Genomic DNA, 10,073 nt, shown 5'->3' with positions numbered 1-10,073 from the left:
GTCGACGGTGGCGACGGCCGTGTTGCTGCTTGTCCACGTCACTTTTTTGTTCGTGGCCGTGGCCGGAGCGACGGTGGCCGTCAGACCGCCCGTTTGACCCACCTCCAAACTGAGCGACGCGGGGCTGAGCGTAACGCCCGTCACGGCGATGGTGGCGCCGGCCGCTTGGGTTTTGACCGTTCTTGGGCGGTAGTCTGTGTAGTTGCCGGCTTCATCCTGTACAAGCACAATCATGATATACTCGGTATTCGGCTGGAGGCCGGTAATGGTATATGCCGTCCAGTCTTTGGGGAAATTGGTGGCAGGCCCGGAATGGCTGGCTTGCCAGGCACTCTCCGAGCTTTTCTTCCAGTACACCACGTACTGCAGGTCGGCTTGCGCCGTTTTGTTGTCTCTGCCGCGTGTCCATTTCAGCTCGATGGAGGTGGCGCCTACGGCTTTGGGGTAGCCCGCTTCGTAGCTGCCCGGCGTGGGGCGCTGGGTATCGCTGCTGCCACCGCCGGCCGCTTTGGTTTTGACCTCTCTTACGCCGTAATAGCTGCGGTTCTCGACTTCATCATATACCAACACATCCACCTGATACTCGGTATCGGGATCGAGACCGGTAAGGGTATAGGTGGTGATATTGGTGGAGAAAAAAGTCCAAGCCCACGATGTGCTCGACTTTTTCTTCCAGGCCACCTGATACCTCAGCTTGTCTTTCGGCGTGACGTTATCGGTGGCTGCGCACCAGCTCAACGCTATGCTGTTGGCCGTTACCGTGCCGATGGTGATCTTACCGTTGCATCCGGCTTTCGGCTTTTCGGTATCGAGCACTTTGGTTTTGACCGTTATATAGCCGTAGTAAGCGGTGTGATCGGTTTCATCCCGTACCTCCACATTCACATCATACTCGGTATCGGGATCGAGACCGGTAAGGGTATGGGTGGTGATATTTTTCTTCAGACCGGTATAATTCCACGATGTTGCTGACTTTTTCTTCCAGAGCACCTGATACCGCAGCTTCTTTTGCGGCGTAGCGTTATCAGTAGCTTTTGTCCAGTTCAGCGTAATGGTGGTGGCGGTAGAGGTATTGGTGCCCCAGCTGCCCCACGTGGGATCCTGGGTATCCGCTTTGGTTTTGACCGTTCTTTCGCCGTAGAATTTGTATTTATTGGCTTCATCCCATACCTGCACCTCCAGTATATATTCGGTATTGGGTTTAAGATCGGTAAGGGTATAGGATGTCATATCGGTGTAGAGAATACTACCATTACCAAACATTGTTGATGATTTTTCCTTCCAGACCACCTTATACCTTAGCTTGTTTTGTGGCGTGATGTCATCGGTGCCGCGTGTCCAGTTTACCGTAATGCTGTTGGCGGTAGCGGTAATGGTGCCATAACTGCCCGCCGTGGGGCGATCGTAATCGGGCACCGCTTGGGTTTTGACCGTTCTTCCGCCGTAGGTGTTGTAGCGACCGACTTCATCCCCTACCAACACCACCACTTTATATTTGGTACTGGGCTCGAGACCGGTAATGGTATAGGTGGTGATATCGATCATCGTAGCAGTTTTACCCAACCTTTCTCCTGACTCTGTATACCAGTACACCCAATACATTAGCCTGTCTTGCGGCGTGACGTCATCAATGCCTTTTGTCCATCTTACCTCGATGGAGGTGGAGCCTACGGCTTTGGGGTAGCCCGCTTCGTAGGTGCCCGGCGTGGGGTCCTTTTTATCGACTGGCGCTTTGGTTTTGAACCATCTTTTGCCGTAGGATATGTAGTTAACGGATTCATCCCGTACCTCCACCTCCAGTATATACTCGGTATTGGGTTCGAGACCGGTAATGGTATAGGTGGTGATATCGGTCATCCATTCAGTCCTAGTAATAGGTCCACCAATAGCCTTGTACCAAAACACCTGATACCTCAGCTTGTTTTGTTTCGTTTTGTTATCGGTAGCTTTTGTCCAGTTTATCGTAGCGGTGGTCAGGGTAGTAGTAACGGTGCCGTATTTGCCCGGCGTGGGATCCTCCAAATCTATCATAAACTCGAAAATGGGTTCGAGACCGGTAAGGGTATAGGTGGTGATATCGATCATCGGAGCACTTTTACCCGCCCCTTCTCCTGACTTTTTCTTCCAGTCCACCCAATACCGCAGCCTGTTTTGTGGCGTGACGTTTTCGTTGCCTTTTGTCCATTTCAGCTCGACGGGGGTGGTGCCTACGGCCTTGGGGTAGCCCGCTTCGTAGCTGCCCCCCGTGGGTTCATCGTAATCGCCCCAGGCCCATGCGGGGTTGGTTACGGTTATCGCCAAAAGAGCGATCATCCAAATCGAAAGTTGTTTTATTCGTTTCATGTTCATTAATTGTTAATGGTTATTCTTTACTACTCTGACTACTTTTGACTACTTTGCTACTTTTTTCACTTTTCACTCTTCACTTTTCACTTCCTTTGCGTTCGAGGCGGTCGGCGATAGTCAGGGAGAACACACGGGTTCGCCCCTACCTTGACTACCTTTGACTACTTTGCTACTTGACTACTTTGCTTCACTCTTCACTTTTCGTTTTTTTGCTTTCTTCCCACTCCAGCAGTTCTTCGACCAATTTTTCAAAATCGCCTTTGACGAGGTAGCCGCTGATTTCGAATTCGTCTTTCGTCCGGTCGTAAATCACGAGGTTGTACGCTTTCCCGTCGGCTGTTATTTGCTTCAGGGTCTGTGTTCCGTCCGGCATTCCGATACTTGCAATTTTGCAGGTGAACATTTTCTCTCCGGCCGAGTCGTAGTACGTGATTTCTTCGCCAACGCTCAGCGTGCCTTCGCTTCCTGAAAAGGTTTTGCCCATCAGCACTACGCCGTTTGTCATCTTGAGGATGTTTTCGATTTCGTAGATAAACGTCACCTCGCCCTTGTCCGAAGCCGCTTGTTGTTGTTTGCTCCCGCCGCAGGCTGTAAGTGCCACGGCCACTAAGGCGATCACCCAAACGGCCGGCTGTTTTACGTGTTTCATTTTTCTTGCTTTCATCGTATTCACAATGTGTTATTCTGTTCGTATGATCCACATACCGGAGAGAGACGTTCGGGGGCATACCGTGTCTGTTGGCCCCCAAACGTTCTCCCGATTTGCAGCGGTTTATTTCAGTCCTTTGAATGGATTGGTAAACGAAGGGGTTTTCACTTGCGAGTAGAGGCCGGGGGAGTTCTCTACCACAAAATATTTGTTCGCGCTTGCTTCGCCCGGCCGAGCGGTTTTAAGCACCCGTACCGTTTCGCGTTCGGTTCCTTTCCCCTTAGTTTTTACTTCGAGTACCAACACTTTGGTCTGGTAATCGTTGCTTTGAATGTACTCCACGCCCGGATTCACATAGACTTCCACCACATACGGCTCGGTGGGATTGTACCCGTTCTCGGGCGTAGCTCCTTTGAGGAAAGCTGCCATCTGGTAAGCTCTGCTGTAGACGAGATCGCCACCGAATATTTCTTTCAGCCTGCGGGTGCATTCGGCCACATTGAGCACGGTATTGTTCAGCTTGATACATGCTTCGCCCGCCTGACGGTCGCGACGATACATCTCGAAGGCCATGATCTGCAACGCTACGGCTCCGTGAGGCTCACCGCCTATCTGGTCTCTTACCGTCTTGAACTCTTCGACATTCGCCGGAAAGCGGTTGAAGGTAACCGACCCTTTCTGTCCCTTGGTATAGGTGGTGTGATTGATGGCCCCTTCGATCGTTACCTTGAGCGGATCGAGTTGCTGTTGTTCCTTCTTGACCGTCACCGCGCAGGTAGCCGTTACGCTGCCGGCCTTGGCGGTAATCGTCGCTGTACCGGCGCTCACGCCCGTCACTTCGCCGCCGCTCGTTACCTTGGCCACGGCTTCGTTGCTGCTGCTCCACGACACGATCTGTACCGATGCGTTCGCCGGCACGATGGTGGCCTTGATCGTTTCGCGCCCGTTGATGTTCAGCTCGAGGGTCGTTTTGTCGAGCGTGATGCCCGTCACGGCGACGGTGCCGCCGCCTCCCTGCTGGCCGCCTCCACCACCTTGTTGACCCCCTCCGCCTTGTTGACCGGGATCGGGTTTGGGCTCAGGAGCATTGTCTCCACACGATGTTACGGCCAGAGCGACCATCATACTTACTGTCCATAAGGCTATCTTAGCCAGTGTTCCTTTTGTTTTCATCTCGATTTTTCTTTTAATGATTTCAATCTATGTTTACTTGAGTCCCGGAAAAGCGATAGCGGCAGGTTGTACCTGTGCATACACACCCGGGCAATTCATCACAATAAAGAATTCTCCGTTACTCGGTTCGCCGGCACGGGTCGTTTTCAACACTTCCACCGTTTCGCGCCCGCTGCCCTTTCCACCGGTCTTCACTTCGAGATACAGCACCTTGGCATTATAATCGGTCAACGTCTGATATGGACGGGCTGTGTTGACGGACACCTCGATCGTATAAGGTTCTTGAGGCGTATACCCGTTCGACGGAGATGCCCCCCGCAAAAAAGCGGCGATCTGATACGGACGGGCATATACGCCGTCTTTTCCGAAAAGCTCTCTCAAACGGTCGGTGCAGGGCTTTACGTTCAGCTTTGTGTTGATCAGCTGAATACATTCTTCGCCGGTCTTGCGGTTGCGGCGATACATCTCGAATGCCATCAATTCCAACGCTACCGCGCCGTGAGGCTCGCGCCCAATCTGTTCTTTCACCTGCTTGAACTCACTCACCGAATTCGGGAAACGGTTGAACGTAACCGTACCGGTCTGCCCTGGCGTGTAATTGCTGTGATCAATACTTCCGGCAATCGATACTTCAATCGGGCCGGAAGAAGGAATCACCCCGTTGCCGTTGTCGCCTCCGTTCAGGTCATTCTTTTTATCGCACGATACGTTTACGAATGCAGCGCAAAGCATCATAGTCATTATGGCTATCATTTTGAATCTTTTTTTCATTTTACTGTTGGTTTGATGATTATACATTAATATATTATTGTTTCCTGTCTCATTTCGGTATCTGCGCTCCGTATCCGCTCATCGCCCCAAAAAGTTGAAGCGCTTTCAAGTAAGGATAGCGATTGGCAAACATCGTGGCGGACGATTGCATGGTGCCGGTCATATTCATTCCCATGGCTTGCCGGAAACGATTGGCCTCCGAATTCGGGTCGTGACTGGTCGTTTCTTTGTAGCTGGCCGCCAGAAATCCGTTCAGGTAGGCTTCGTCGATTTTGCCTTTGAACGTGGCCGGATCGGTGAGCGACTTGTTCCCGCCTGCTTTCGAGAGCTGCTCTACGTCATCGAAGTCTTGTGCCTTGATTCGCATAAACATCCCGCCGCCGGGTATCGTCAGGTCAGCCTGCTTGTTGAGGAAAAAGACGTTGTTTTCGGCCGAGGTAACACGCTTGGCTTCTTTTGCCTTGTCGCTGTCTATCCGCGTACGGTCAAGTCCTGCGAAGGTGGTCAGTCCGATGATGTTGTGATGAACGTGACTGTCGGTTCCCGTCATATACCGGTAACCATAGCCCATGTCGGCCATATCTTTGAGGCGTGCCCAAATAAAAAGCACCGTATTGTACGAAAACTCTACGACAGAGTTGCTCTGCATGTTTCCGCCGGGTATTTCGCAAGCGGCCATGCGATTGTTCACAAAGATATTATTCGTGATGACGGCTTTACCGCTGAAGTTCCCGCGTATTCCGTAATTAGGAGCGTTCAGGAAAGCGCAGTTTCGAATGGTCAGATTGCACTTCGGATTCTCAAGGTAAATCTGAGCCGTCTGAGAGGTCAGCACATCAGGGGTCTTCAGATCGGGCCCGCCGATTCCTTTGGCACCGATAGGCTGCATCATGGGCGACTCTACCCCCTGCGGCTTGCCTTCGCCTCTGGCATTGTAGGCGATGGAGTTGCCGCGGTCGAACAGTAACCCGTCAATCACGACCTCGCTGCCGGGCTTCTGTACCTTGATCTGCATCGTGCCTTGTCCGTTTTGCGTACCGTTCGATTCGTGCGAAGGCTGTACCAACGTACGATACTTCAATACGTCGCGTGTCGCAAAATCGTTCGAATAGCCTCCCATAATCTTTACAGGCTTCGTGACGTTGATGTTTCCGCTATTCATCGTGCCGTAGTAATTACCTTCGGCCACATAGATGGTTGCTCCGTCGGACGCCATGTCGATCGCCTTTTGGATATTCTTTACCGGCGAAGCCTTGGAACCGTCGTTGCGGTTGGCACCATGGGCCGCGCTTACATAAATGACTTGACCTTGTGCCGTAGCTCCGGCGGCATACAGGATAGCCGATACGATCCACATCGTGAGACGGGTCTTCCGGCCGGTCGTTTGCTGTTTGTGTTTCATTTCAATTGTTTTCATTCGCTTATAAATTTTTCATTATATGATGTTAATTGTTTGTCGCCTCTTCTCCATAGACTGTTCTCAGAAATATCTCATACGTGTCGGAAAGTCTTTTGAGTTCATTGTACATGATTTCCTTTTTATATTTGCACTCGCTTTCTTTCCGCTCTTCTTTCATCGTCTTCTGCGGCATGCTTTTTATATTTCTTCGCATAGCCCGTTTTTGTTTTATACCGTTCTGCTTGTTCCTCTGTCTCATAACGGATGCAAAGTTAGAGGTCTAAACAAAGCTTGTCAATCCGTAAAAATCACATAAAATTACGTACGTAAAACGGCCTTTTAAAACACGGTTACGTACGTAATCGACTACGAAACTCTCCCTGAAATTCTGTTTACGGCATTGAAATACGCGGCGATAAAAATAACACGGTGACAATGACGGGGTCGGTTTGATAACTTAATGACGCAGATACCCGGCATAAAATTCACACATATAGATAAAAAATTAGCACAAAGCGTTTATCTTTGCAGCATGTATGAAAAATTTAAAGCATACGTAACCATGCATGGTGGTTCATTTACCAATAGGTTGGGGCTGATTGCCATCTTCGGATGGCTTTGTGCAGGTATGTCGGCCGATGTTCATAAAATAGACTCGTTGCTCTGGCTGTTTGAGGAGCAACATTCCGTCGTGACGCAAATCGATGCCGTTAATCAGTTGGTTGCTTATTTGTACGAGGAAAAAGCGCTCGAAACAAGCTACAGGTTTACCAAGCAGACACCGGTAGACAGTCTGAAAAGAACCGTATATGGTGGCGTAGCGTTTTATTACTACGATCGTGCGGAATATCCACGGTGCATTCGTTATGCCAATCTTGCGCTTGAGCCGGTAAATAATCTGAAAGACACGGCTGTTCTGGTAGCTGTACTCGATATTATGGCCGTCTCCTATATTCGTACCGGCCTCTACGATAAAGCCCATCAAACACTGGAGCAGTCGCTTATGTTGGCCGAACGACAAAATGACGATGCCGGGCAAGGCATCGTATACAGCAACATGGGAGCTCTTTATACGCACATGAAAAAAGACTCTTTGTCGATTGTCATGTATTTAAAAGCCATAAACATAGCACGCGGGATTCATGACAAAAGTGCTTTAGCCATACGGCTGAGTAAATTGGGCGAGATTTATGTACGTCTCGGAAAGCCTGAAGATGCATTACCCCTGTTCAAAGAAGCACTCGAATTGGATACTCGTATCGGAAATAAAGATAAAATAGCGATTCGGCAATCGAACCTGGCCAGCGCCTATGCGGAAATGAATCGATATGACGAGGCGGAAAAACTCTATCTTGAGGCAATCGAGACTTTTCGCAGTCTCGATAAAAAATCGTCGTTAGCCATAAGTTATTTGCAAATGGGCCAACTGCAGCATAAAAAGGAGCAACTTCAACAGGCCGAAAAATATTATAAAGAGGCCGAAGACATTGCGAAAGAAACCGGGATGATAGCAACCGAATTGGCTACCAGCGAGGGGCTTTATCGGATTTATAAACAGACCAACCCCAGCTTGGCATTCAATTATATCGAACGCAAAAACCTGTTGAGCGACTCGATTTATCGGTTGGAGTCGGAAAAGCAGGTGAATGATTTTATGGTTCGTTACGAAATGGCTGAGAAAGAGCATCAAATCGTCATCCATAAGGCCGAGCTGCGTCGTAAAAACCAGCAACAGTGGGTGCTGTTGGTCGTCATCGCGCTCTGTTTGCTCATCCTCTTTATCGTCGATCGTTACCGCAGATTGGTGCGTCGGCGCAACCGTGAACTGTACGAAATGAATCGCACGAAAGACCGGCTGTTTTCGATCATCTCGCACGACCTGAAATCGCCCGTCATGGCACAGAAGAGAGCGGTGGACGGACTGTTGCATAAACTGGACGAGCTTTCGACCGATGAGTTGAAAACGAATCTGTATGACTTTCAGCACGCGACGGAGGCTGAACTCGACCTGCTACAAAATTTGCTCAGCTGGGCGCGTATGCAGACCGGACAGATGAAACCCGCTCCCATCGTCTTCGATATGAACGAGACCGTAGCCGAAGTAGCGCGTATCTATCGCATGCCGGCACAATATAAGCAGATCAACCTACGCTTACAAACGGCCGAAAAATGTGAGGCCTTTGCCGACCGCAACATGATTCAAGCCGTACTGCGTAATATGCTTCATAACGCGATCAAGTTCTCACATCCCGATAGTGAAATCATCATTACGACCAAATGCCTCGAGGAATCCGTGCGAGTCTCGGTAAAAGACTCGGGCGTAGGTATGAAACCGGAACAGATCGACGCCATCCTGAAAAACCGTACTTTCCGTTCGACCGCAGGCACACACAACGAGAAAGGAAGCGGACTCGGGCTACTCATCTGCAAGGAAATGCTGGAACGCAACGGCAGCGAATTGATTATACGTAGCGAGCACGGACAGGGAACGGAAGTTGAATTCGAATTGCATAAATAAGTTTCATGTAGATGAACGATCGAAAGGTATCCGTTATGCTCGTCGATGACCATCCGATCTATTCGGCGGGTGTCTCGTCAATTATCGAAAAGAACATCTCCTATCTGGTGAAGATGGCCGGTACGTTTACTTCCGGAACGGAGTTTATGGCGCTAATCGCGACAGGGCATGTGCCCGAATTACTTCTGCTCGACATCCGCATGCCGGACGTATCAGGCGTTGAAATCGCCCGGCAGATGAAAGAATCATATCCTATGGTTAAAATCATCATGATCTCGTCCGATGTGTCGGAAGAGCTGATTGATGAGCTGCTCGACATCGGCGTCGAAGGATATTTAAGCAAACTGGCCGACGAAAATGACATTGTAACCGCTGTGCGTACGGTCATTAACGGCGGCCAGTATTTCGGCCGCTGCGTGTCGAAAATCATGTATGAGCTTTACCTGACCCGCAAGCGACAAGAAGCGGCATCCCCTAAAAAACGCTTCCCGCTATTTGCAAAGAAAACAGGCTCGGAGACAGTTCACCTCACAGCTCAGGAAGAGAACGTAATCCGACTACTGTGCGACGGACTGACAGCCAAAGAAATTGCCGACCGACTCAACGTCAGCACACGTACCATAGAAAGTCATAAGAGTAAAATCATGTCCAAACTCGGCTTCTCCCGTACAAGCGACCTGATTAAATACGTCATACACTCCGGTATCGTGAAACTGAACCTAACTTGATGCAGACGTAAGAGTCTGTTTAAATTTTCCTCAATAATAATCTTATCGTGACCAATTTGACCATTTGTGCTTTTAACTATTGAATGCATTTTTTTGTTCAAATTTAACCCAAATTACGCGATAGACAGTTCGGCGTTTACCATTATTTAATGTTAATTGTCATACCGGGTACATGATTCGGCGTTTATCCCAGATTACGCGATAGGCACTTTTTGGTTTAGATTTATGGGGAAATCCCATAGTCCGATAAACCATTTTCGTCGTTTTTTAGTAAGCGCTATTTTTAGTTTGAGCGTATCACCTGTCCTTTCAAAATATGCACCGATGGTAAAAGTTCGATAACGTAGTGTAGATAGTGTTTTTTGCGTTTTTTCTTGAAGAACGAAGAGTCGGAACAGAGACATTAAATTGTAGGCTGTCATCGAAAAAATCAAGGCGGCTTCGGTTGCATAAAAGTCTTTTAAATTAAAACTTTCAGCCCCAAAATCC

At 49.3% G+C, this 10,073-nt stretch carries 8 protein-coding genes and 1 pseudogene; 2 read left to right on the top strand and 7 right to left on the bottom strand.

Annotation, left to right across the window (positions count from 1 at the left end; translation table 11 throughout):
* The 6 genes from EII41_RS12470 to EII41_RS14195 all read right to left on the bottom strand — a co-directional run.
* The coding region (locus EII41_RS12470) for a fibronectin type III domain-containing protein (protein WP_185711915.1) at positions 1 to 2,343 on the bottom strand (2,343 nt) is incomplete at its 3' end.
* 190 nt (positions 2,344 to 2,533) lie between these two features.
* Positions 2,534 to 2,995: a hypothetical protein gene (locus tag EII41_RS12465; RefSeq protein ID WP_124790856.1), complete on the bottom strand. Its 462-nt coding sequence runs from the start codon at positions 2,993 to 2,995 to the stop codon at positions 2,534 to 2,536.
* A gap of 123 nt (positions 2,996 to 3,118) precedes the next feature.
* Positions 3,119 to 4,168, bottom strand: coding sequence for an Ig domain-containing protein (locus tag EII41_RS12460; RefSeq protein WP_124790855.1), 1,050 nt, complete (start codon positions 4,166 to 4,168; stop codon positions 3,119 to 3,121).
* A gap of 33 nt (positions 4,169 to 4,201) precedes the next feature.
* Positions 4,202 to 4,921, bottom strand: coding sequence for a DUF6935 domain-containing protein (locus EII41_RS12455; RefSeq protein ID WP_124790854.1), 720 nt, complete (start codon positions 4,919 to 4,921; stop codon positions 4,202 to 4,204).
* Positions 4,922 to 4,988: 67 nt separating this feature from the next.
* Positions 4,989 to 6,356 carry a right-handed parallel beta-helix repeat-containing protein gene (locus tag EII41_RS12450; RefSeq protein WP_124790853.1) on the bottom strand — a complete coding sequence of 456 codons (1,368 nt, stop codon included), beginning with the start codon at positions 6,354 to 6,356 and terminating at the stop codon, positions 4,989 to 4,991.
* Between the two features lie 28 nt (positions 6,357 to 6,384).
* Positions 6,385 to 6,552 carry a hypothetical protein gene (locus tag EII41_RS14195; RefSeq protein WP_185711914.1) on the bottom strand — a complete coding sequence of 56 codons (168 nt, stop codon included), beginning with the start codon at positions 6,550 to 6,552 and terminating at the stop codon, positions 6,385 to 6,387.
* A 318-nt stretch (positions 6,553 to 6,870) separates the two neighbouring features.
* Between EII41_RS14195 and EII41_RS12445 the strand changes: the two genes are divergently transcribed.
* Together EII41_RS12445 and EII41_RS12440 are read left to right on the top strand one after the other, a co-directional pair.
* The gene (locus EII41_RS12445; protein WP_185711913.1) at positions 6,871 to 8,856 is read left to right on the top strand and encodes a sensor histidine kinase; all 1,986 of its coding nucleotides are present in this window, start codon (positions 6,871 to 6,873) and stop codon (positions 8,854 to 8,856) included.
* Between the two features lie 11 nt (positions 8,857 to 8,867).
* A complete protein-coding gene (locus EII41_RS12440; protein WP_124790851.1) occupies positions 8,868 to 9,584 on the top strand; it encodes a response regulator transcription factor in 717 nt (238 codons plus the stop codon).
* Between the two features lie 194 nt (positions 9,585 to 9,778).
* Here the strand turns inward: EII41_RS12440 and EII41_RS12435 are convergent.
* Positions 9,779 to 10,073: pseudogene (locus tag EII41_RS12435) on the bottom strand (IS1380 family transposase); the annotation flags it as partial.

Source organism: Tannerella forsythia (assembly GCF_003860135.1).
GTDB classification, from domain to species: Bacteria; Bacteroidota; Bacteroidia; order Bacteroidales; family Tannerellaceae; genus Tannerella; species Tannerella forsythia_A.
The sequence above is the reverse complement of the archived record's forward strand: the minus strand, read 5'-3'. Positions and strand labels throughout refer to the sequence as shown.

Coding starts and splice junctions, on each gene's coding strand:
- EII41_RS12465 (WP_124790856.1), bottom strand. CDS start 2,995: ATGAAACACGTAAAACAGCCGGCCGTTTGGGTGATCGCCTTAGTGGCC.
- EII41_RS12460 (WP_124790855.1), bottom strand. CDS start 4,168: ATGAAAACAAAAGGAACACTGGCTAAGATAGCCTTATGGACAGTAAGT.
- EII41_RS12455 (WP_124790854.1), bottom strand. CDS start 4,921: ATGATAGCCATAATGACTATGATGCTTTGCGCTGCATTCGTAAACGTA.
- EII41_RS12450 (WP_124790853.1), bottom strand. CDS start 6,356: ATGAAAACAATTGAAATGAAACACAAACAGCAAACGACCGGCCGGAAG.
- EII41_RS14195 (WP_185711914.1), bottom strand. CDS start 6,552: ATGCGAAGAAATATAAAAAGCATGCCGCAGAAGACGATGAAAGAAGAG.
- EII41_RS12445 (WP_185711913.1), top strand. CDS start 6,871: ATGTATGAAAAATTTAAAGCATACGTAACCATGCATGGTGGTTCATTT.
- EII41_RS12440 (WP_124790851.1), top strand. CDS start 8,868: ATGAACGATCGAAAGGTATCCGTTATGCTCGTCGATGACCATCCGATC.